19 protein-coding genes and 3 pseudogenes are annotated in these 22630 nt (G+C 45.6%); 9 read left to right on the forward strand and 13 right to left on the reverse strand.

From position 1 onward, the window contains the following. Positions 1-94: 94 nt before the first annotated feature. Together hsdR and AC0L4K_RS17190 are read right to left on the reverse strand one after the other, a co-directional pair. Positions 95-2530, reverse strand: coding sequence for an EcoAI/FtnUII family type I restriction enzme subunit R (hsdR, locus tag AC0L4K_RS17185; protein WP_473267338.1), 2436 nt, complete (start codon positions 2528-2530; stop codon positions 95-97). Positions 2531-3200: 670 nt separating this feature from the next. Beyond that, positions 3201-3908, reverse strand: a complete 708-nt coding sequence (locus AC0L4K_RS17190) for a hypothetical protein (protein ID WP_473267339.1) — start codon at positions 3906-3908, stop codon at positions 3201-3203. Positions 3909-3988: 80 nt separating this feature from the next. Between AC0L4K_RS17190 and AC0L4K_RS17195 the strand changes: the two genes are divergently transcribed. Together AC0L4K_RS17195 and AC0L4K_RS17200 are read left to right on the forward strand one after the other, a co-directional pair. Continuing rightward, positions 3989-4201: a helix-turn-helix domain-containing protein gene (locus AC0L4K_RS17195; RefSeq protein ID WP_473267340.1), complete on the forward strand. Its 213-nt coding sequence runs from the start codon at positions 3989-3991 to the stop codon at positions 4199-4201. 215 nt (positions 4202-4416) lie between these two features. Beyond that, positions 4417-5382 (forward strand): hypothetical protein, encoded by a 966-nt coding sequence (locus tag AC0L4K_RS17200; protein WP_473267341.1) that lies wholly within the window; start codon positions 4417-4419, stop codon positions 5380-5382. A 48-nt stretch (positions 5383-5430) separates the two neighbouring features. Here the strand turns inward: AC0L4K_RS17200 and AC0L4K_RS17205 are convergent. The 8 genes and pseudogenes from AC0L4K_RS17205 to AC0L4K_RS17240 form a co-directional block, all read right to left on the reverse strand. Continuing rightward, a pseudogene (locus tag AC0L4K_RS17205) lies at positions 5431-5770 on the reverse strand (transposase); the annotation flags it as partial. 2 nt (positions 5771-5772) lie between these two features. Continuing rightward, positions 5773-5973 (reverse strand): annotated as a pseudogene (locus AC0L4K_RS17210) (IS3 family transposase); the annotation flags it as partial. A 76-nt stretch (positions 5974-6049) separates the two neighbouring features. Further along, a complete protein-coding gene (locus AC0L4K_RS17215) occupies positions 6050-7075 on the reverse strand; it encodes a GlxA family transcriptional regulator (RefSeq protein ID WP_417228566.1) in 1026 nt (341 codons plus the stop codon). Positions 7076-7121: 46 nt separating this feature from the next. Continuing rightward, entirely contained in the window at positions 7122-8441 is a 1320-nt protein-coding gene (locus AC0L4K_RS17220; RefSeq protein ID WP_417228568.1) for an NAD(P)/FAD-dependent oxidoreductase, read from the reverse strand. A 26-nt stretch (positions 8442-8467) separates the two neighbouring features. After that, the gene (locus AC0L4K_RS17225) at positions 8468-8836 is read right to left on the reverse strand and encodes a cupin domain-containing protein (RefSeq protein WP_473267342.1); all 369 of its coding nucleotides are present in this window, start codon (positions 8834-8836) and stop codon (positions 8468-8470) included. 48 nt (positions 8837-8884) lie between these two features. Beyond that, complete coding sequence (locus AC0L4K_RS17230) at positions 8885-10321, reverse strand: aldehyde dehydrogenase family protein (RefSeq protein ID WP_473267343.1); 1437 nt, start codon at positions 10319-10321, stop codon at positions 8885-8887. A gap of 20 nt (positions 10322-10341) precedes the next feature. Further along, positions 10342-11298 carry an NAD(P)-dependent oxidoreductase gene (locus tag AC0L4K_RS17235; protein WP_473267344.1) on the reverse strand — a complete coding sequence of 319 codons (957 nt, stop codon included), beginning with the start codon at positions 11296-11298 and terminating at the stop codon, positions 10342-10344. Positions 11299-11328: 30 nt separating this feature from the next. Then, positions 11329-12720 carry an NAD(P)/FAD-dependent oxidoreductase gene (locus AC0L4K_RS17240; RefSeq protein WP_473267345.1) on the reverse strand — a complete coding sequence of 464 codons (1392 nt, stop codon included), beginning with the start codon at positions 12718-12720 and terminating at the stop codon, positions 11329-11331. A gap of 462 nt (positions 12721-13182) precedes the next feature. Here AC0L4K_RS17240 and dctP point away from each other — a divergent pair, with 462 nt between their 5' ends. The 7 genes and pseudogenes from dctP to AC0L4K_RS17275 form a co-directional block, all read left to right on the forward strand. Then, positions 13183-14190, forward strand: coding sequence for a TRAP transporter substrate-binding protein DctP (gene dctP, locus AC0L4K_RS17245; RefSeq protein WP_417228578.1), 1008 nt, complete (start codon positions 13183-13185; stop codon positions 14188-14190). A gap of 156 nt (positions 14191-14346) precedes the next feature. Then, positions 14347-14754, forward strand: coding sequence for a TRAP transporter small permease (locus AC0L4K_RS17250; RefSeq protein WP_473267346.1), 408 nt, complete (start codon positions 14347-14349; stop codon positions 14752-14754). Positions 14755-14758: 4 nt separating this feature from the next. Continuing rightward, positions 14759-16057, forward strand: coding sequence for a TRAP transporter large permease (locus AC0L4K_RS17255; RefSeq protein ID WP_473267347.1), 1299 nt, complete (start codon positions 14759-14761; stop codon positions 16055-16057). A gap of 389 nt (positions 16058-16446) precedes the next feature. Next, positions 16447-18189, forward strand: a complete 1743-nt coding sequence (locus AC0L4K_RS17260; protein WP_473267348.1) for a hypothetical protein — start codon at positions 16447-16449, stop codon at positions 18187-18189. 369 nt (positions 18190-18558) lie between these two features. Beyond that, positions 18559-18828 (forward strand): transposase, encoded by a 270-nt coding sequence (locus AC0L4K_RS17265; RefSeq protein WP_473267349.1) that lies wholly within the window; start codon positions 18559-18561, stop codon positions 18826-18828. 89 nt (positions 18829-18917) lie between these two features. Continuing rightward, positions 18918-19130, forward strand: coding sequence for a hypothetical protein (locus AC0L4K_RS17270; RefSeq protein WP_473267350.1), 213 nt, complete (start codon positions 18918-18920; stop codon positions 19128-19130). 12 nt (positions 19131-19142) lie between these two features. Beyond that, positions 19143-19394, forward strand: a pseudogene (locus AC0L4K_RS17275) (transposase domain-containing protein); the annotation flags it as partial. A gap of 48 nt (positions 19395-19442) precedes the next feature. Here AC0L4K_RS17275 and AC0L4K_RS17280 read toward each other — a convergent pair. The 3 genes from AC0L4K_RS17280 to AC0L4K_RS17290 all read right to left on the reverse strand — a co-directional run bounded on the left by AC0L4K_RS17280 (position 19443) and on the right by AC0L4K_RS17290 (position 22622). Further along, positions 19443-19673, reverse strand: a complete 231-nt coding sequence (locus tag AC0L4K_RS17280) for a hypothetical protein (RefSeq protein ID WP_473267351.1) — start codon at positions 19671-19673, stop codon at positions 19443-19445. An 89-nt stretch (positions 19674-19762) separates the two neighbouring features. Continuing rightward, a complete protein-coding gene (locus AC0L4K_RS17285; protein ID WP_473267352.1) occupies positions 19763-20848 on the reverse strand; it encodes an aminotransferase-like domain-containing protein in 1086 nt (361 codons plus the stop codon). Positions 20849-21605: 757 nt separating this feature from the next. After that, on the reverse strand, positions 21606-22622 hold the full coding sequence (locus AC0L4K_RS17290) for an AbrB family transcriptional regulator (protein WP_473267353.1): 1017 nt from the start codon (positions 22620-22622) through the stop codon (positions 21606-21608). Between the last annotated feature and the right edge of the window lie 8 nt (positions 22623-22630).

Here is a 22630-nt window from a genome sequence, read left to right on the forward strand (position 1 = left end):
TTCTCTCTTAGAAAGCTTTCTTTTAAATAGCCACGTTTAAGTAGCAATAACCCACGTCGCCTGATGGCTGCCACGTGGGATGTAAAATAGATTGTTAGGCGGTACGCGGTTCGGGGCTATAGATCTCAGCCTCTAATTCACTCACCGCTTCGAGGTAGGTTTGTTTGTTACCAAAACCCTTTTTGAGGATCTCGATAGGCCGCCCGAGCTGATCAAAGGGCTTCACCTTGAGCACATGGATGTTTTCGATCTCCTGCACGCCTTCGTCCGCGTACTTCTCCAATAAGGTGCTGAGCACGGTCTGAGCGGTATCGCTGTACTTGGTGAAGTAGTTGCGTTTTTTAACGTTATCGGCCCGCTCTTGACGGGTGAGCGGCGGCTGATCATAAACCACATGGCAAATCAGGTCGAATGGATCGAGGTCTTTGCCGACCTCTTGTGCCAGTACATCCCAGAGAATCCCCTCGCCTTCTAACTCATCGATGATCACCTGCTTACGTTCGGCGTCATTCCAGCGTTTGGTAAACTCATCCAGCGAGGTAAAATGCTTGGCCATTGTTTTACGGGTGTAATCTTTAAATGACTCGGTGACTAATTTCCCATCGGTGTCGTAATACTGCACCCGTTCGGCAATGGCTTTTACCTTGACGCCATTGACGTAGTATTTGGTGATTTTAGGTTCGTCATCATCCCATTCGCCATTACCATCGTTATTGCCCTCAAGAGATGAGTCGTAAACGCTTGGTGGTTCACTCACTAGGCCTTCGTCCTCATCGACGGTGCTATCGGTATGTTCCGTATCAGTCCCGTTAATGATGTCATCCAGCTCAGGGCTGCCCTCGATAATATCTTCTGGCTCGGCAGTCATGACCCGCTCGGGAATGCCATCGAATCGTTCATCGGCAAATAGCTCGGTAGCCTTTTTAAAGTCGAGGATGGTAAACCACAGCTTGTTATAACGATCATCAATACGGGTGCCGCGCCCGATAATCTGCTTGAACTTGGTCATCGACTGGATCGTTTGGTCCAACACCACCAATTTACAGGTCTTGGCGTCCACACCGGTGCTCATCAATTCTGAGGTGGTGGCGATCACAGGATAGGGTTTTTTAGGGTTGATGAAGTTATCCAACTGCGCTTTACCGATCTCATCATCACCGGTGATCTTCATCACATACTTTTCATTTTTGGCGACTTGCTCGGGGTTCAAATTCACTAATGCACGGCGCATTCGGTCGGCATGGTCGATGTCATTACAGAAGACGATGGTTTTAGCCATCGGATCGGTGCGTTGTAGATAACTGGTGATGGTTTGCGCCACCAACTCGGTGCGCTCATCAATCACTAACGTGCGATCAAAATCTTTCTGATTGTAGATTCGGTCTTCGAGTATTTCGCCCTTTTTATCCACCTGCCCTTTGGTTGGCCGCCAACCTTGCAGATCGATATCGATATCCACCCGCACCACCTTGTAAGGCGCCAGAAAGCCATCTTCGATGCCCTGTTTAAGGGAATAGGTATACACCGGCTCACCGAAATAATCGGTGTTAGACACCTCTTCGGTCTCTTTAGGCGTAGCCGTCAAACCCACTTGAGTGGCGCTGCTAAAGTATTCCAGAATCTCACGCCATGCACTGTCATCCGCTGCACTACCACGATGGCACTCGTCGATGATGATCAAATCAAAGAAATCGGGATCAACCTGCTTATAGGCTTTCTGTGATTCTTCTGGGCCGGTGAGTGCTTGATACAAGGCAAGGTGAATTTCATAGGCCGGATCAACTGTGCGACCGGTAATTTTGGTCATCGCCTGACCAAAAGGCTGAAAATCATTGATGCGGGTCTGATCGACCAAAATGTTTCGGTCGGCCAAAAACAAAATGCGTTTTTTATAGCGTGCCTTCCACAAACGCCAGATAATCTGGAATGCGGTATAGGTTTTACCAGTGCCCGTGGCCATCACCAACAACACACGGTTTTGACCGAGGGATATCGCTTCTAGCGTTTTATTGACGGCTTGCAACTGGTAATAACGGGGCGACTTGCCACTGCCGTCATCATGGTAATCTTGGGTAATAATCGGTAACTGAGCTTCAGTGAAGCCGCGCCATGCACAGAATTTTTGCCAGAGTTGAGCGGGGGTTGGAAAATCGTCTAGGCTGATCTCGGTTTCTAGAGACTCGGGATTGGTTTTATCGTGGAAGATAAAACCATCACCATTGCTAGCAAACACAAAAGGCACTTCCAGCAGGCCCGCATAATCCAAGCCTTGCTGCATCCCCTTGCCAATCTCATGTTTATTCGCTTTGGCTTCAATCACCGCCAATGGCAAACCCTGCTTGTGATAGAGCACAATATCGGCTGACTTAACTTTCTTACGTGCCGCTGCCTGACCACGCACAACGACCTTACCATCACGCAGCTTCACCTCTTGGCGAATCTGACTCATATCGTCCCAGCCTGCCGCTTTGACTGCCGGTAAGATAAACTTACTGATGATATCCGTTTCGCTAAGTTGCTTTTTATCCATGCCCAACGTCCTGTTTGCTCACAACACTACCCTAGTCGATAGATGAATATAACACTGGTTGATGCCAATCTAAATTACTCGACAGCAAATAGCGCGACCACTATTGTTAACCAAGGGACTGGCACAACGGTTAATCAGCTTGAGTGGAATCAATCAGCCCCCTGCTGACTGAGTTCACTCAAGCTGATAACCATAATACGGCAGACGTTTACGCGTTAAAAATTAGCGCGGGTAGCTTGCCAGCCAACAGTCGGCAAGCTACTGTCATTGGCATCAACAACGACAAAATTTTGCCATCAACAGGCATACTTGCACCCAACCGCTCTACCCATACTTGCCTTGGCAAGTATGGGGGTGTTCGGCGGGTACCGACGACGGAACCCCCGTAGCGACGGAGGAGCGAAGAGGGGTGAGAACCCCCGTAGCGACGGAGGAGCGAAGAGGGGTGAGAACCCCCGGCCCTGGATGTAAATAGCGCTGTAGAGGGTCAAGCTGGAACGCAAAAAATCACGCTGTTTGTGATTTTTGAGTAGAGCTTGACACTCGGAATCGCTATTGAAAGGAAGGGCGCAGCTCACAGAGCTGCTGGTTGAGTGCAACAAGCGGTTGAAAGCAACGAGATCATTGAAGACAACAAAAAACGATTACATTAGGCGTACGATTTAATTTTTCAGAGCGGCAAAGGCAACACCTGTGCCAGTGACCATGAGCCCTTGAACATGTATTCATCCAAAAATATTTGGTTTTGAATATAGTCCGATTTTGTAATCTCTGTCATTGCTGGCAAGCTGAAATCATATTTGTATCCCAACATCATCAAGTCATCGGTGAGCTTAAACAGCGTACACAATTGATAATATTGCTGCCTAGTGAGTAACTTATTCGCCATCTGAATAAACCCTGTCACTTCATGCAATGCGAATGGTTCAGGTCTCGAGAGTCGCCTAGAAGAGTGGGTCATAAAATAAAAGCGGTTGCCATCGAGCCTGCAAACCTCTTTCATAACATGAATTAGTTCCGCATAAACGATACGCTCATATAGATCGCGCAATTCAGGACATATCCAGGCATTACTTGGAAATTTTGCCTTTTTTATACTGTCAGACAGCGCCTCTATATGCGCAGAGTCAACGCTACGCACAAGCGTAACCGTACATTCGCCATCTCTGTAGTTGTGCTTTTCATACATGTCATCTTTATAGTGAACCAGCCCTTTTTCTGTGGCGTGATCAATAAGGTCATAGAAATACGCTTCAACCGGTGTAATACGACGCCGATTGAGTTCGTTCACCGTCAAACATCGGTCGTTAGGACCAAATGCCCTTAACAGAGTCAATTCATTAATTCTCTCGATCAACTTTAATTGCTTAGCGCTCAATACCCTTCTCCAAAACTGCTCCGATATCGGAGCAATTAAAGCAACATTTATTGCGACAATCAAGCTCCGCTATCGGAGCAATGAAATTGAATATTATTGGCCCTAACGTTCGAAAATTAAGAGAACATCAACATTTGACCCAAGACGAGCTAGCTGCGAAATGCAATATATGCGGTTGGGATATCAGCAGAGGGACGCTGGCAAAAATAGAGTCTAAAGTTCGCAAGGTCAGTGACTATGAAGCACTGACATTAGCACAAGCATTGAACGTCAACATTGACCAGCTATTTTAATTGAGCTGTCGCGTATTGTTGATTAGCAACTACGACCTCTTTAGTAAAACAGTTCCCCACCCACGTTATTTGATGCACCAGCAATGCTCCTCAAGCAACAGATGCTATAACGAAATAAATTTATTAAAAAAATCCAAGGCATTGATAATTAAGCACTATACTAGTGTACAACGACAAGGATTGTTGCCAAAAGCTTAATGACAAGGAGTGTCACGATGAATGAAAAAACGAAAAATGAATACAGAAAGCGAGCAAATCACTTTTACAATATAAATGGAATCGAAAAACCGACTGCAAAAACCGTAATCGATGCGCTACAACAATGTGCAGCAGACTATCGTCCTGATTATTGGCGTCGCCTGCGTACCGCTCTAGCGCTCGTTGCAGAAGAAAGCGGCTTTTACAAAGCAGCCGATAAGATTAGAGCAACCGTTAACCCCATCACCGCCGATCGCAAAAAACGCAGTCAAATCAAACCGAAGCAGAAGCGGCAAAAAACCGTTAATACCGCCGATCAAAAGCAACTTCTCGATTATTTAGTAGATAAAAAAGAAAGAACGGTTTTTGCCGGAGTCGAGCTCGTTAGCCTCCTAGGTTGTCGCCCAGCGGAGCTCAGAAACCTCCAGTTCGTAGGGAGCTGCTATATAGCTATCTCTTCCGCTAAAAAAACCGAGGATGGTACAAGAGGGCTTGATCGCATCCTTGAGATAAAAGACAGCTCGATTTTTAACAGTCTCAAAGAATGCCATGAGATGCTCATAAACGCGCCTTACACAGACCCCATCCGCTATGTGCAAAGACGGTTAGACACGCTGACTCAAAGATTATGGCCGAAACGTAAAGTACGCCCGTCTCTATATTCATGGCGACATCAGCTTGGGGCAGATTTAAAAGCCAGTGATATCCCCCCAGAAGAAATTGCCGCCATCATGGGCCATCAATCTATAAGCAGCGTAAAAGTCTATGGAAACCCTCGTAGCGCGCAGTCTTCACGTAGTTACATGAAACCAGACAAAAAGGCCGTTGAAAAAGTAAAACAACGCAATAGCCATAGGCTCACTCAGCAAATTGGAGAAGAACTGACCTTACAAAAGATAAGCGAAGAAATTAAAATTAAACAAAAAAAATACTCCGCAAGGCACACATCGGTATCAGGCAGTGGACCGGATCAACTTCTTTAATTCCGCCGATCGCAGTAACCCGTTGACGCCTATCTGACGAGCAATGCTCGCTTGTGAAAAACCCTGAATGATCCGTAACGGGTGCTCTACTTTCGCTCGGATACTGGCTCGGAGATATTCCGTTCGGATGGATTGCTTATTCTCGGGTGTTTCTTGATAAAACGCACCTTGCTAGGCCCTTTCTTTTTATAAATAGCGCAATTAGCCAATCCGCTTCGATGTCTTTCAGTTCTCGCTTTTGTGCGCCCCGATAACCTGAATCCGCCGAGATAAAGGTCTCCTCGCCATGAAGCAGATTTTCTGTTTCTGTGATGTCGTGTACGTTGGCGGCTGTCGTACTTAGGCTATACGTCAGGCCCGTTCTTGCGTTTACTCCAATATGGTTTTTATCCTGCCGTCAGACAATTGATCATGCATGAAGTCGATTGACCATACTTGGTTTGAACGCAACGGTTACTTTAATAGTTCAGACTTGTGACTTTTAAGGCGTCTGCGGGGCCGCATTCTCAGATTCAAAGCCAGCTCACAGTAGATGCGATAAATCCGCTTATGGTTCCAACGAAAGCCTTTAACGTTGCAAAGATAGTCAAAGCGGCTCTAGCGCTCTTTGCACAAGAAAGCCGCTTTTACAATGCAGCCGATAAAATCAAAGCAACGAACAACCCAATTACAAATCAGCACTCACCCGCCGACGGCGGAACTTTGCTGGAGGCTCACCGTAAACTTTTTTATACCATTGAGAAAAGTGCGACGCGTCTGAAAAACCTGTCTCGTAGGCTATGCTAGTAATTGGCTTCGAGGTATTGAGCAGTAAATTACGACTATGTTCTAAACGAAGTTTTCGCCAATAAGCTGCCGGAGATGAGTGCATAAACACCTTAAATAGACGGTTCAATTGACGTTCAGTAGTATCAATCTGCTCCGCCAAATTACGAATAGGATATGGCGTACTCAGATTTTGCTGCATCAGTAAAATTGATTTCTCAATAAGCTGATTTTCATAGTAGACATCACCTAAGGGCACCGATTCCTGCTCTACAGCATCACCTTCATTAGGAGAAACTAACAGGTAATCTAACCCCTTCTTCGCCCGAGACTGTCCACAATGACGGCTGATAATATCTGCCGCCAAATCGATAGCAGTGCCGCCTGGACAAGTGGTTATATTCTGGTCAGAAATATGGCCTGAATCCACTACAGCCATAACACTCGGATAGCGCTTCTTAAAGTATTCCCAAATTGTAAAATGTACAGCGCAGTGGTGCTGATCCAATACACCCGCCTCTGCCAAAACGACAGTACCAGAGCAAAGCCCAATAAGAGGCACCCCCTTTTCTACAGCAAGGCGCAGGTAAGCTTTAATCGCTTCTGACGGATGGGTTGCTGTTTCCAACAATCCTGCCGCTACCGCAATATAGTCAAACTGAGTAGGATCCACCAAACCGAGCTGTGGTGTAATTTCCATTCCACAGCTCGCCAAGACCGGCTGCTTATTTTCAGACATCCATGACCAACGACAAAACAGCTGGTTACTACGAAAAGAGTGATCTGCTGCAAAACGAAGTGATTCAACAAAGCCTGCAACCGGCATCATCGTGAAGTCGGGAATAAGCAGAAAACCTACTGTCAAATCAGGCTCTAACGTTGGATCTATAACTCCAGTATCAAATACTCCTGGATGATGAAACGCCACTAAATATTACTCCGAAGATATAAAAACATGCCTTGCCCGTTCAAAGCTACCGCTCCGAACCGGCACACCATTGCTTAAATTTCAGTGTGGCATTAACACCAACAGAGAGCAAAGGCTCTGGTGGATTTACCGCAGGGTCTGCCAGAGAACTGATGTAACTCAACAAACCAGAGGGTTGATCACAGATCAGATCTGCCAGCAGCTTACCGGTGATCGTTCCCTTAGTCACTCCCAGACCATTATGGCAAAATGAGCCAAAAACATTATCCCGTAGTTTGCCAAAAAATGGCGCATGATTTCTGCTAAGACACATCACCCCACCCCAGGTATGCTCAAGTTCCGCCCCTTGCAGAAACGGAAAACGCTTATCAAAACTCATCTGATGATGAACTTTGACTTTATCCCGTGTGCTCTGGCTACTCTTTCCCGTTGGATTAAAAGTAAACGAGTTACGAATCAAGACTCGCTGATCCGCTGTACGACGTACTGTTGATCCAAAGGGATCTGCAGGTATCACTCCCCAATAGGGGTCTCCTCCAAACAGAGACTGCTCTTTTTCATTAAGCTTTCGGCTCATACTGGAATAGGTAAAGACCGGCAACAATCGCCCTTTCATAAACCCAAACTCTTTAGCAAATGCGTTATTTGCAAGAATCAGGTTTGATGCTGTGATTGTCGCTGCCTTGCTCTGCAACTTGATCTTATCCCCGTACTCAATGGTATTAACCGGAGACTGCTCATACAAAGTCACATTCTCAGGTAAAGAATCAGCCAACCCCCGTGCCAGAGCAGCCGGCTGAACCAGCACAGAGCCAGGTGTATACATTCCTTTAAGATAGTATTCAGTCCCCAGTTTGCGTTTCATCGCACTCGCATCCATCAGAGAATACTCTGCACCTAGTCTATCTAAACCCTGCCGGTAGGCTTCTAATACTTTTACGCCACGTGCATTAGCCGCACCTTGAATCTTGCCACACTCACGCCAATGGCATTCAATACTGTGCTCGTTAACTAAGCGTTTAAGGTAGCTAATACCAGCCTCATTCAAAGCCATCTCATTACGAGCAGTTTTCAAGTCACCTATATAATCAGAAGCCCCAAGATTATGAGGAAGATCTATCAGAAAACCCGAGTTACGACCTGAAGCGCCCTCTGCCACTTGCTGTGCATCGATAAGAATAATTCGATCCTGAGGACGATGTTCAGCCAACTGTCTGGCAATTCCTAGCCCAGTAAAACCTGCACCTACAATAACCCAATCTGCCTGTTCATCCCGATCTAAGCTCTGAATGCTACGCACTGGCAAGGATCTTAACCAGCCGCAGCTTTTATCGTCTGAAGGTAAATTTATAATTTGCTGCTTCATACTTATCTCAACCACTTCAGCAAACTTTATGCTTGGACTTTATGAATGACATAGTGTTTTTTCATTGGTGCAGTCACTTGCCAACAACCAACAAAACCCGCCGGTATAACAAAGGCATCTCCTGCTGTCAGCTCAGTGCGAATACCATCTTCACGAATAAGCGCCATGGTTCCTTCCAGCAGGTAGCAGAACTCATTGCGATCGTTGTAATCTACTTTCCATGTACCTACGTCCGAAGACCATGTCCCGGATAACAAGCTTTCGCTGCTATCAATAAACTTATTCCATAACACCTGCTCAGGCGCGCCTTCAACTCGACGTTCACTCGCGACTACAGAGACCTGTGGCTGTTCAGTGGTGGTTTTAAAATTAATTACTTGTACTTGATTCATCATCGACACTCCGTGTGTTGGATTGGATGACCCAACACACTTAAAAAATACTTACATTGGCAGCTGGTAAGCGGTTTTCACTTTGGTATAGAAATCGACAGCATAACTACCTTGTTCACGAGGGCCGAAGCTGGATGCTTTAGTACCACCGAAAGGCACGTGATAATCGACACCCGCAGTTGGCATATTCACCATTACCATGCCCGCAGAGGCATGTCGTTTATAGTGTTCAGCATGCTTCAGCGAACTCGTCACTATGCCCGCCGACAGACCAAACTGCGTATCTTCGGCTTGGGCCAGTGCGGCCTCATAATCGGTAACCCTAGACAGGGTAACAACAGGACCAAACACCTCTTCCTGACAGATTCGCATACTGTTATCTACATCACTGAACAGAGCAGGTTGCAGGAAGTACCCCGGCGTTTTCGCATTAACTAAGCCTCCACCAGCTATCAAGCTTGCGCCTTCCTCTTGCCCTAAGCGGATATAGCTCAGATCTTGCTCCAACTGTTTACTATCAACGACTGGGCCGATTTGTGTCTGTGGGTCTAGCGCATGCCCTACACGTAAAGCTCGGGTACGCTCGGCAAAGAGTTGTGCAAAGTCCTGATAGATACCATCAGTCACAATAACTCTAGAACTGGCAGTACAACGTTGACCTGTAGAATAGAAGCTTCCCTGAACAGCGATATCAACAGCCAATTCAAGGTTGGCATCATCCAGCACGATGAGAGGATTCTTTCCTCCCATTTCAAGCTGAACCTTTGCCATACGAGTGGCACACTGTTGCGCAATGCTGGCCCCAGTTCCTGCTGACCCGGTAAAACTTACCGCATCCACGGATCTGTTTTTAATGATCGCATCGCCTACAGCGGAACCTGGACCGATCAGCATATTAAATACACCATCGGGCAGCCCTGAACGGGAAATAATCTCCGCTAACGCCCAAGCAGATGACGGTACTAATTCAGCCGGTTTAAATACTACTGAGTTGCCGTAACACAGGGCTGGCGCGATCTTCCATGCTGGGATTGCGACAGGGAAGTTCCAAGGCGTAATAATGCCAATAACGCCTACTGCTTCACGAGTAATATCGACCGTTGCCCCTGCTCTAACAGAATCGAGGCGCTGTCCAGGAATGCGTAACGCTTCTCCGGCAAAAAATTTAAATAGATATCCAGCCCGAGTAACTTCACCGGTGCCTTCAACCAGCGTTTTACCCTCTTCACGAGAGAGCAACTCACCTAACTCTTGTTTTCGAGATAAGATTTCTGAGCCAATAAAATCCAACACATCAAAACGCTTTTGTGGATTTGACTCTCCCCAATCAACCGCCGCTGCCTTTGCTGCACTTATTGCTAGATCAGTTTCTTCACGGCCTACTCGAGCAAATTCATCAATCAGATCATTGGTGTCGGATGGATTGATATTACGTAGGACATTGTCGTTTTGGCCCTGAAAAGCACCATTTATGAAGCTTGTTTTCATCATTAATCCTGAACTAAAACCTAAACCAGGTTGGTTGGAGTCTTATCAAAAAAGTTATTGATATTATCGATCGCTCGATCCATCAAACCCTGCATCGCCTGCTGACTACTCCAAGCGACATGAGGTGTCATAAGGAAGCTAGGATGCCCGAGTAGCTCTAATAGAGGCTCATCTGCAGTCAAGGGCTCATTTTCAGTCACATCCAGCGCAATGCCCGCAATCAAGCCTGACTTTACGACTTCGACAATATCCTTCTCATTGATCAACCCACCCCGAGCAGCATTAATAATAACGGCCCCTGGCTTCATCCTTATCAGTTCATCTTTACGGAACATATCGCGGGTAGAGTCAATTAACGGACAGTGCAATGAGATTGCATCGGACGTCTCTAGCAATTCATCAAAGGAAACAAGATTAATATCGGTATTCGTTAATCCTGGATTGTAATAAACAACCTCCATACCCAGGCCTGAAACAATTTGGCCCATGGCTCGACCAATTTCACCAGCACCCACAATACCCAAACGGCTGCCTTGCAGATCTCTAATGGGATAATTCAAAAACACATTGGTTTGCCAATCATCGCCATACCACTGATCCGTTTTTAATAAATCATTGTATGAACCGATCTGACGGCGTAGCGCTAGCAATAAACCCAGCGCATGCTCAGCCACCGTTTGTGGCGAGTACGCAGGGACATTACAGACAGCTATTCCATTCGCTTTGCAGTACTCAAGATCGACATGATCAGTGCCTGTCATCGCTACAGAGATCAACTTAAGGTCCGGTAACTGAGCTAATTCAGTTGCTCTAAGCGGTGCTCCACAAGTGATAGCAACAGTCGACCCCTGCATCCGCTCAACCAATTGTTCGGGTTCTGTATACGAGTACTCATCCCAATAATGCTCAAAGGATGGACTCTTGAGGCTAACCGTATCTGCTACCGCCTCTTTATCTAGAAATGTAATTTTTTGCATCGTTTTTCTTCTATTTATTATAAGGACGAGTTACTTCTTCTTCGTCGGTACATAACCTGCTGGCGCTAGCGCTGCAAGCTGACGCGTAATAAATCCAGCATCCCCGCCGGTGTCTTCAATAGCCTCTTTACGCACCAACGCATCGCGCACCATCCGGCCACCGACATAACGGAATGGCTCAATAGGGAAACGTTTGATACGCGTATTAACCAGACCACAACAGGCCCATTCATCATCTTTTTCTAGTACAAGAGAAGCGACAATTCGACTAGCAAACACCGTTGTACCCACACCGTTACCGGAAAAGCCAATGCCATAGACAATATTTTCATGGCCATTAAGGTGACCAAATGTCGGCAAACCTTTCATGGTTCGATCGATCGGGCCTGTCCAACTACTAACAATTGGGATATCAGATAAATGAGGGTAAAGCTCATTAAATGAATCAGTAACTGGGCCCACAGCGGGTGATGGTTTTTCATACATATTGCCCACTCGGCCACCAAAACCAAATTCCCCCAAAGGCTTTCCGAACACCACTCGGCCATCTGGCGTATTTCGATAGTAGTTCAGTACAATACGAGAATCTGTCATACACTCCCCACCAACAAAACCGGCCTCTTTCAAACGCTCAGGTGCTTTTGCAGTGGCGATCATGTCGCTGGAAACTAGGGCAATGTTACGACGCAGTTCAGGGAAGATTGCACCCCAAGCGTTCATGGCAATGACAACTTTCTGGGCTGTCACTCTCCCCTTTTCAACTTTAACAACGGGAGTTTTGGAACGTTCTAGTGTTTTCATTGGCGTATTTTCATAAACCTCAACACCCATTTCTAAAGCATGACGGCGTAGGCCCCGCGCCAACATCGCAGGCTGGACCGTTGCAGCATTCGGGTCAAAGATACCGGCCAAATTCCGTGGAGTACCTGTACGTCGCGCTACATCCTGTGGGTCTAATGTTTCAAAAGGATTAACTTGATACTCGGTCAGTTCTTTAACCAACACATCCCAAGAGCCTTTCTGTTTCTCAGAACTGGCAGACCAGATCCACCCTTCTTTACGGTATTGAGCATCGATATTGTTCGCTTCACAGAACTCACCAATTTCATCAATAGCCGACTCTGCAGCAGAACAGATTCGAAAAGCTTCATCACGTCCGCACAGATCAACCAGTGATAAAAACTTAGCCCACCAGTTAGTCGCAATACCACCATTCCGACCACTAGCCCCGGAACCACAAAGGTCGCGTTCAACAATAACGACTTTAAGATCAGGATTTTCACGTTTCAGACGGATACTGGTCCAAAGGCCCAAATAACCTCCGCCAATAATGCAAACATCCGCTTTGATATCCGATCGCAGCTCAGGCGCAACTGCATTATCATAATCCAACGCCTGCGCGTACCAGTAACCTCTGTACATACCCTTCCTCATTCAGTCTTTAACTTGCTTCACGTTTGACCTGCAACGACAACTAGACATCCTTACAAATGATTCAATCCGCGAATATCTAATTGGAAAACAGATATACGCTTTCATCTCAGATATCGAATATAGAGAAGAACAGACACTCAAAGATAGAAACAATCAGACAATAAAGTGTAGATTTAGGCAGAATTGACACATTTAGACATTGAAGATCCTTTTGACTACACATACTTAAGACTAGGTTAACCCCAAAATACCACTTGTCTTAAACATACAAGAATCAGACATAAACCTCATATCGCCTCATCCAAACTAAACATAGAATTTAAGCAGAATTTAGTTATCACAATCATTGCTAGTGATCACTTAATACTAAAAATATTTAACTCAGATGAATATACCGTCTGATTATAAAAATATTTGATCCATATAAAACAAAAACAGGATGAAGTTTTTATGTTTAATAATAAGTTATCCATTTTAAAATACCTCACTCTATCAACTGTTTTCGCCTTTTCCTGTAGCCAGCTGGCACAAGCGGAGACTCTTAAACTCGCGATCGGCACCTCACCTAAAGATGCTCCAGCAGGACAGGCCCTTTATGAGTGGAGTGAGTTAATTGAAAAATATTCCGATGGCGAAATTGAAACAATTGAATATTACCAAAATGAATTAGGCGGTCAGCAAGAAGTATTTGACCTACTCGTCAGCGGTGAAATCGATGGCATGTTAACCTGGCCTATGACCTCTTATGATAAACGTATTGGAGTCATCTACACGCCATATATGGTTACCAGCTGGGACGAAGCTTTAAAAGCTTACTCAGATACAGGTTGGTTGAGTGCTACCCTGAATAGCGTTTATAAAGATATCGGTCTGAAATTCATGGGCCCATGGCCAGAGGGCTTCAATGGCGTAGCAACCAGCAAGCATTACGCCACCGACAGCGCAGCCGCTAAAGATATTAAAGTACGTACTATTCCTGCGTTCCCATTCCCTCAAACTATGCAGGCTCTGGGATACCAGACTGCTTCTATCGACTGGGGTGAAGTCTATACAGCACTTCAGACAGGCGTTGTTGATGGTGATGCTGGCAACGTAATCTACTGGGACTACGAATACTTCCGCGACACCCTAGATTACTACGTTCGCACCAAGCACATGTTTATGACTGCTATGTTCCTCATGAACGATGAGACCTTCGCTGACCTTACTGAAACTCAGCAAGCGGCAATCCGTCGCGCATCTAATGAGATGGTTGCTAAGCAGTTTAAAGAAGCTAAGAAAGTAGATAATTTCTATGTCGCTGAAGCGGTTAAATCCGGCATGAAGTACATAGAGCTGAATGATGAAGAACTTAAAGCCCACGCGACACTAGCCCGTGAAAAGGTATGGCCTGTAATGCGTGAAGAGTTAGGTGCTGAAATCATGGATATCGTTACGGAAAACGCTGAAAAACTGTGACAGGTTTAATACTCCTCCCTTGGCAGCTCTGTTTTTCAGAGCTTCCTTATCTTTGAGAGAATAACTATGCAGAGCAACAATTCCACAAAACATAGTTTCATAGATAAACTCCTTAGCAGCATCGTAATCATTTCCAGCTTAAGTATCGTCGTACTCATGATTTTTCTTATTCTGAGTCGTTATGTTTTTGGCTGGTCTGTCGTCGGTGTTCTAGAAGTTATTATGATATTTGGTATCTGGTTATATATGACCGGCTCCCTTATTGCCAGTAAGCGAGATGAACACTTAGTTGTTGATCTACTATCTTTAAGTCTCAAATCAGATAAAGCAAGAGTTATTCATCAAGTTATTGTTTATTCAATAACAACGATCATCTGTGCTTTCTTTATTTTTTGGTCATACAAGATGCTGGCCTGGGGATTAAAAAGACCACAAGTAACACCTGGCTTATCCATTTCTTTACTGGTTCCCCAAGCATCAATCATGGTTTGTGCTGTTGGTACTTTTATTTATTCCATCAGAAACATCTTGATAAATATAAAAACTATTAGATCGTTAGGTTAATATTATGGAAGCACTACTGGGACTCGTTTTATTACTCGTATTCATGGGCATTGGAATACCAATAGCTTGGTCATTTGCCGGCGTTCTGGCTTTTCTGACTTTCAGCTACGATACCGGGCTGAACACCTTAATGATGCAAGGTTTTCGTTCTATTAATTCCGTCGTTTTGATCGCATTGCCGCTGTTTGTCCTAACCGGTTACCTGATGCAAAGTGGTGGTATTGCCCGGCGACTCGTTGAATTTATCGAAACGCTAATGGGCCATAAGCGGGGTGGAATGGGTACTTCAATGATCCTTGCCTCAGGTATCTTTGGCGCGATTGCTGGCACTTCAACGGCAGCCGTTGCCTCCATTGGCAAGATCATGATCCCTCCCTTAGAGCAAAAGGGTTATCCTCGAGGATACTCTTCTGCACTGCTGGGTATCTCATCTCTATTGGGTATATTGATCCCACCTTCGATAATTATGATTCTGTTTGCCGTAGTTACCCGACAATCGGTGGCCGCTTTGTTCGCAGCATCAATCGGGCCTGCATTACTACTTATTGGTTTTCTAATCCTGCTGAACAGATTTTTCTCTAACACTTGGTTTAAAGAGATTAACGATGAAACTAGAAAAGCCATTGCAGCTAACAACTCTAAATCCAAAGCCTCGTTAAAAGCGGCCCCTGCCCTTTCATTACCCGTGATTATATTAGGGGGTATCTACGGTGGTATCTTTACACCAACTGAAGCTGCTGCAGTTGCTGCTTGCGCAGCAATATTTATTGGCTTTTTCATCTACAAAGATCTTACGATGCGATCCTTTGGCCGAAGCATTGTTGATGCTTCAGAAACCACTGGCTCAATCATGATGATTTTGCTGTTCTCGTTTATGATCGGTCGAATACTCTCTGCTGAGAAAATCCCTCAGGAGCTAACGAAATCCATCAGTAATCTAATCACAGACCCCATACAGATACTGATTGTGATCAATATATTCCTGATCATTGCTGGCGCTATCCTTGATGATGTCTCAGTAACGGTAGTTATTGCTCCTCTGTTTCTACCACTAATGGTTAGCAGCGGCATTGACCCAATCCATTACGGTTCTATTGTTGCCTGTTCAGTCGTAATCGGAGCCAACAGCCCACCGGTTGCACCGATACTCTATATGGCCTGTCGGATAGGTGATGTCTCGATTCACAAGGCTGTTGTTCCAGCGCTGGCGTTTATTGCATTTGCCGGTATCCCGGTGATGCTAATCACTACCTTTGTACCAGAACTATCCTTGTTTATCCCCCGACTACTAGGCCTGATCTAACCCAATATATAATTTATATTTGCCAACCCATAGCGGCCTCACCGCTATTCTTTACCGCCCTAATCCCAGGGCGGTTTTTTTGTAATTACGATGATGTGCGAAGCTATAAAACACAATGAAAAAAAGACAGTACATCAACACTGTGTACACATGTACGATGTAGATACAAAGTTTTGCTGAGAGGCAAAGTCACTACCTACGCCAGTGAGTATGTGCCCTTGAACATGTATTAATCCAAGTAATATTTGACTTTAAATCACAGAGCTTATGCTTGACTGGTCGAATTTTGAACTTTAGTATCCAAAAAAGATGTAAATAAAAAGGCCACTCTAATACAGCAACCTGAGTATTCAGGGAGCCAAAACACTTATGGGTTTAAGGTTTAGATTATGAAACCAGCACTGAATTTTCGTAAGACCGCCTCAGTAAGTCTGCTTCTCGTGCTATTCATATTACAAACAGGCTGCTCAATAAACGCAAGAGATTATGCTTGGTCTTCGTATGAAGGACGTGATCCCTCGATAGACAAATGGGAAATGCTTGAGCCTCGTAGCCAACGTACGCTGCTGCTCGCGACCTATGCATCCACCAAATATATTCGCTCCAATAAACTTGCCTCAGATGCTGAGCTGGTTTCCGGAGACACACCAGTATTACTAGCATGGATAGAGTTCAAAAATGAAGAGCAACTTATCCCGCTCTACCGATATATTATTATTCCACTCAAATCGATCACTACAAAAGAGTTACTCACACAAGGAAAGTACATCGCCAACTTAACACTCTCTTCAAAAAGCCTACCGGCAAAAACACCCAAAAAGGCAACCAATGGAGCCCTAATAACTGATTGGCAATATTGTTACGACTGCGTTACAGCACGACCTCTGGAACAACTTAACGCAGCAAATATTGCCTACATTCGTGAAGAAGTAAAGAAAATGATGCGAAGTAAACCTCTCGATCATCTCTACTTTATCAACGATCCTAAGCAAGCTCCCTATTTGAAATCCCGCTCATCGATAACTGTGTATTCAGGCAGTGAAGCTCTACAGCAACAAGAACTACTTGCTAATTATATTGCAGAGCAAGCGGGAATGATCGCCGAGGCGAAAGAATACGACGAAGCCTATCGTCATTTTACTGAAACCCAACATAAGCCCCTCACGTTTTCTTATTGGGCAGAACAAGCAGGATGCCCTTCAGAAATCGCCAACCCTCGAGAAATACACGGCGATCGGCGCAGTCAATCTAACGCTATTATCAAGCTGAACAAACACTATATCGAATGTAATTCTAAGGTGCTCGAAAACTATGACCTTACACCTTATGCGGCAGCCTATGAAAGCCTCTATACCCGCGAGAAAACCTTATGGCAGCGCTCCAGCAAACCTAAGCGCTATATTGTCCGCAGCCCCAACGATACGATTAACAGTATCATCTACGATATGAACCAGGCAGCTCAAGCGATTGAGTCGGCCTACAACGAACTTGACCTTGCTGATAGGTTAGATGCCCGCAATCGACAACTCGACACCTACAGTCAGCAAATGTGGAGTAATACTCTCAAAAATATACAGGCGCGTACAAACACCATTCAAGCACGACTACAGCAAACTCAAAATATCATACACAATGCAAAAACACTTCAGCCTAAGACCACCACACCAACTAGGTCTTCGTTTGAAAACAAACCTTCGAATAACGCTAAGTTAGAGAAAAGCCATCCAGCCAGTAGCGCTAAAGCCTCGTCAACATCGATAAAAGCATCCACAGCGAGCACAACAAAAACACAACCTACAACTAATAACACAAAGTCACAACCGACAAGCAAACCCGCTAATGCCACAGAAAAACAGAATAAGTACGTCGGCTCAGCCCGTGATTACAAATTTACAGGCACTTCGCAAGCATACCACGCCCGCGAATTGTCCGAAGACTTAGCGAAAGACAACCTTATGAATCAAGCATCTAAATTCTGTGGTAGCGGTTTGAAAACTGAAATACTCTGGTCCGATCAGCCTTATTGCAAACTTTCCGCTTCAGAGAAAGACAATTATAAATGCTCAATAGATGCGTTGGTAAACTGTTATGAGAACTTCTGTGATGAAGCGTTTTGTGGTACGGCAAAGTAAATTGATGCCACCCGCCTTGATAAAGTTCAACGCTAGACTTGGTAAGTTGCTACGTCATCGTCGAAAAATAATCGATGTTGTACAGATATCTCGTCCAGTTTCCGTTTTGCTAAACCCCTTGTAAGTATTTCTTGATACCTTCGCTTGGATCTATCTTCAGCATGTCGCAATATTAAACATATTCATAGATATCTAGCTTTCGCTCAAGCGTCTCTACTTTCTGTATATAGCTGTGTGGCTCGCATACTCAACCCTTGATGCTGACGAGCATTTTTCAGCCAAGTGACGTAAGCGTCCGGCAAGCCCATCTTGAGCCTGGTGCGACAGGCGTCATGAAAGTGTCCACTTATTCGTTAGTGGACACTATAAATGAACAACGTAAGCGTAACTCGCCCATACCGCAAACGCCGTCAATACCCCCCTGAATTCAAAGCCCAACTGGTTGCTCAAAGCCAGCAGCCCGGCACGTCTGTTTCACGCATCACTTTGGATAATGACCTTAACACTAACCTGCTTCGACGCTGGATCAAGGAATCAAAGATCATGGATCAAGGCTCGTCGCCAGCCTTTGTACCCATTCGTTTGCCGGCAACGGTTGACAATGCAGCCCATCCTATCAGCAAGACGCACACTATCTGAATTGAGATCCCCCGTGCCGGCGGCCCAGTGGTGGAGTAGCCCGCCGACCAAGCCCAACAGTGCGCGACGTTTCTACGCGAACTGCTGCCATGATCCGTATCGACGTGATCTGGCTGGCCACCGAGTTAATGGCCTCGCTGGAATCTCAGGAACACGCAATGAGCCAGAAAGATCGGGCGCTGGTGCGCAGTAATGCCATCATCGAGAAACTGACTCACGAAGTGGCCATCCTGAAACGTCACAAGTTCGACCGACGTAGTGAACAACTGGGCGCAGTTCAAGGCACTTGCTGGATGAGTTGATCGATAGCGATCTGGCCGCTATCGAAGCTGAACTGGCTCAAGCCATGTCTGATGAAGAGAGAGCGGCTCAATCCAAACAATCACCTAAGAAGTGGTCAACGTACGGCGGCGGTGATGACGTTGATCCAGTCGGCCAAACTAAATGGGCACGATTCGTATGCCTACCTGAAAGACGTGTTGTCGAAGCTGCCAACGCAGAAAAACAATGCCATTGGTGAGCTGCTACCGCACAACTGGGCGTCGGCGGTTCTTAGCAAAGTGTGATAACCGGCCGCTTACAACCAATACATATGAAGGTAAGCAGCACGACGATTACCCACTTACTAAAATGTCCGGCAATTGATTAAGCGCACTGATCCGCTGAGTATTCCAAGGATGAGCGTAACTAATACGTAAGCAATGACTAAACTGCCCTGAAATAGAAAATAGTGGCCCAGGAGTAATGACCACCCCTGCCACTAAGCCAGCACCATAAGCGATTAGGGTATCTATCTGCTTGGGAAGCTCTACCCATACTGCTAAACCACCCTTGGGCGTACTCACACGAATATCCAGCGGCCAAGCATGAAGCGAAGCAATTAGCTGATCACGATTAAGCTTAAGATCATGCCGCTGCCTACGTAAATGTGTCTTTAATCCCCCTCTTCCATGAAGTCAGCAACACCTCTTTGCAAATATCGACTACTCGCTAGTTGTGTTACTAACTTAAGATGCAAAATCTTCGCATGCCACCTAGCGCCCGAAATCCACCCTAAGCGTAAATCACGAGATAACGATTTTGAAAAAGAGCTGCACAGAATAACACGCTCATTTTCATCTAGGGCCTTGAGTGGGTCAGGTACTAAGGACAACGCTGTATCCGCGTAAATATCATCTTCAATTATCGCCAGATCGTGTCGTTCAGCTAACGACAATAAGCGTTTTTTATTTTCGAGAGGCATTAGCGCACCTCCTGGTGTAGAAAATGACGGCGATACGAAACACGCTTTAACCTTCCAACGTTCTAACACCTCTTCAAGTGCATCCATATCCATGCCAGAACTCATAGACGTTGGTACCTCAACCACGCGCAGACCCAGTTGTTCTAATAATTGAAGCACGCCATAAAATCCTGGCGATTCAACAGCAACCACATCGCCTTTCTCACAACTCGCCATCAAAGCTAAAAAAAGTGCATGCTGACAACCTGAAGTAACACACAGCTGATCGTTAGGAATCGTCCAGCCACGACGTGCATAGTGAATAGTGAGTTGCTCTCGTAAGCGCTCATCGCCGGCGGGTTCATCGTAATACTGATAATCCTCACCTCTCTGACGCCGAAGTGAGCGCCCAATAGATCGATTAAGTGCCACTATGCCGGGGGGCAAATCTCCCGAACGAAATGTGGGAAGTAAATCAAAAGCAGCACTACGGCGCATGATGTCTTGCAACAGAGCACTCACACTTACCTGTCTTGGCGCATCAATGATGGCCCTAGCCTGCGGCTTTCTTACAACATCAGGTTGAAGAGTCACAAAGTAGCCCGCTTTCGGGCGTGCCTCAATCAGTCCCTGCGCCTCAATCCGCTGAAGTGCATGCTGAACCGTTGCCTTAGAAAGCTTTTGTTCTTGACACAATGTCCGAATCGATGGAAGACGCTCTCCCAAACGCCACCGCTGCTCTTGAATGCCTTGTAGCAACCATTTTTCTAACTGCTGATAGCGGTATTCCGATTCCACTTCACTCTCGATCTGTATCTATTAAATTTTACTTTTTTAAACCTGACCCTATTAACTACACGAGTTTACTTTAGCCAAGACCTAAAAGTAAACGGGTTATCTCTCGTTGAAAACATACCAAGTAGTAAGCGAGAAAATGAAGCAACAAGGTCATGATCTAGACATAGACAGAATAAACACTTTTAGTTGAGAAACTTTAAAATGCTAATCAAAAATACGTATCTGTGCTTAACCTATCGAGCGACAGCCCAACCCAAGAGCTTAGCGCCGAAGCATCTGGCACTTTCTGACGATGCATCATTGTAATCTTCAACATGCATAGACGGATGCACCTGCCCTTTTTAGCTGGCTCTAAAAGTAATCTCCGATGCCACCCATACGATGGTGCTCGGCTGTGCAGAAGTTTTGATGCGCCCATACTAATCTCTCAGCATTAATGACGCAGACGATACGAAAAAAGATGGAGTGGGTCGGTAAGACTAGCTGGCCAAACAGAAAGTAGTAGTAGATATGCACAATATAGATTTCTTCCTACACACATCCTTATTTGTCATGAGAACGTGAACCCACTAAAAACGTCAATGGAGTATTACGGCAGTTCATTCAAATGAGGATCCACGCCAGATGACAGATAAAGATGCACGACAAGCAGAATAACCACTATCTTAATAAGGATAGAAACTTCAGGTTCGCAGCCTGTTGCGATCTTTCTGAAATCAATTTTGGCTGCATGAGAGCATCACTCCCCTAGAACCTTTTAAGTAGCATTCTTTCGCCTAATGAGAATCATGAGTAACGGAATAGTCATACTCATAACCAACATGCGAAACAACTGATGGGTGGCAACAAACAATGCATCGACATCCTGATTCATCGCAATGGCGATCATCACTTCCATGCCACCAGGCGCATAGGCCAGCATGGCCTGAGTCCAGGGAATGGCGGCAACATAGTGAAGAATAGCCGCGAATCCTGCAGAGACCATCAGGGTAATAAGCAAGCCGACTGAAGCGGCCTTAATCTCCGCGATTGACTCATGGATATCGATATTATTAAAACGTGACCCAATTGCACAACCAAGAAACACCATTAAGGAAAGCAGAATCATATCAGGGAAACGCCAGTCCCAATCCATACTCTGTTTCAACAACAAGGTTGCCAGAATCCCACCCACCAGCATCGGGGCGGGGAGTTTAACATGCTTCAGAACCCAGCCAATCAAGGCGGCCAGCGCGATAGTGATGAGCATTCTTTCGGGATGCTCAATATGGAACCCCTGCAGGGAGACGCTGCGTTCTGCGACGGGCAAGAACAGCGGTATACAGAACACCAAAAATAATAAGCGTATGCCGTGTATCAGCGAAATACGGCGTACATTGGCATTCATTTCAGCGGCCATGCTTAGCATAATGGCCAGATTTCCAGGCACTGAACAAAACAGCGCTTCATCTCGACGCCAGCCATGCTGAGCCGCATAGAAACGATATAATATCCACAACAGCGAAGCCAGCATCAAACACATAAGTAAAATCGAACCGGCCCAGTGTAGCAACTGATCTACCAAACCACTTTCTATATTGAGTGCGACAGAGATCCCTAGAAATAGAGTAATTACCGAGGAGGTTGAGGCGGGCATCACCACCTGAATCTTAGTCGCCCCGACCAGAACGACTGCCAGTAGAGCGCCAATAAGCCAAGCCGATGGCAGTCCGAGCCAATAGGCGACACAGCCACCTAGGGCACCAATAATTATCGTTCGAATAACGAGCAACATATTGATAA

The sequence above is a fragment of the Amphritea sp. GJ51-11 genome, assembly GCF_055808735.1.

Excerpts from the sequence above, each read along its gene's own strand:
- AC0L4K_RS17235 (WP_473267344.1), bottom strand. The coding sequence starts at position 11,298 with ATGCAAAAAATTACATTTCTAGATAAAGAGGCGGTAGCAGATACGGTT.
- AC0L4K_RS17270 (WP_473267350.1), top strand. The coding sequence starts at position 18,918 with ATGATCCGTATCGACGTGATCTGGCTGGCCACCGAGTTAATGGCCTCG.
- AC0L4K_RS17265 (WP_473267349.1), top strand. The coding sequence starts at position 18,559 with ATGAACAACGTAAGCGTAACTCGCCCATACCGCAAACGCCGTCAATAC.
- AC0L4K_RS17230 (WP_473267343.1), bottom strand. The coding sequence starts at position 10,321 with ATGAAAACAAGCTTCATAAATGGTGCTTTTCAGGGCCAAAACGACAAT.
- AC0L4K_RS17250 (WP_473267346.1), top strand. The coding sequence starts at position 14,347 with ATGATTTTTCTTATTCTGAGTCGTTATGTTTTTGGCTGGTCTGTCGTC.
- AC0L4K_RS17195 (WP_473267340.1), top strand. The coding sequence starts at position 3,989 with ATGAAATTGAATATTATTGGCCCTAACGTTCGAAAATTAAGAGAACAT.
- dctP (WP_417228578.1), top strand. The coding sequence starts at position 13,183 with ATGTTTAATAATAAGTTATCCATTTTAAAATACCTCACTCTATCAACT.
- AC0L4K_RS17260 (WP_473267348.1), top strand. The coding sequence starts at position 16,447 with ATGAAACCAGCACTGAATTTTCGTAAGACCGCCTCAGTAAGTCTGCTT.
- AC0L4K_RS17290 (WP_473267353.1), bottom strand. The coding sequence starts at position 22,622 with ATGTTGCTCGTTATTCGAACGATAATTATTGGTGCCCTAGGTGGCTGT.
- hsdR (WP_473267338.1), bottom strand. The coding sequence starts at position 2,530 with ATGGATAAAAAGCAACTTAGCGAAACGGATATCATCAGTAAGTTTATC.
- AC0L4K_RS17240 (WP_473267345.1), bottom strand. The coding sequence starts at position 12,720 with ATGTACAGAGGTTACTGGTACGCGCAGGCGTTGGATTATGATAATGCA.
- AC0L4K_RS17255 (WP_473267347.1), top strand. The coding sequence starts at position 14,759 with ATGGAAGCACTACTGGGACTCGTTTTATTACTCGTATTCATGGGCATT.
- AC0L4K_RS17200 (WP_473267341.1), top strand. The coding sequence starts at position 4,417 with ATGAATGAAAAAACGAAAAATGAATACAGAAAGCGAGCAAATCACTTT.
- AC0L4K_RS17220 (WP_417228568.1), bottom strand. The coding sequence starts at position 8,441 with ATGAAGCAGCAAATTATAAATTTACCTTCAGACGATAAAAGCTGCGGC.
- AC0L4K_RS17225 (WP_473267342.1), bottom strand. The coding sequence starts at position 8,836 with ATGATGAATCAAGTACAAGTAATTAATTTTAAAACCACCACTGAACAG.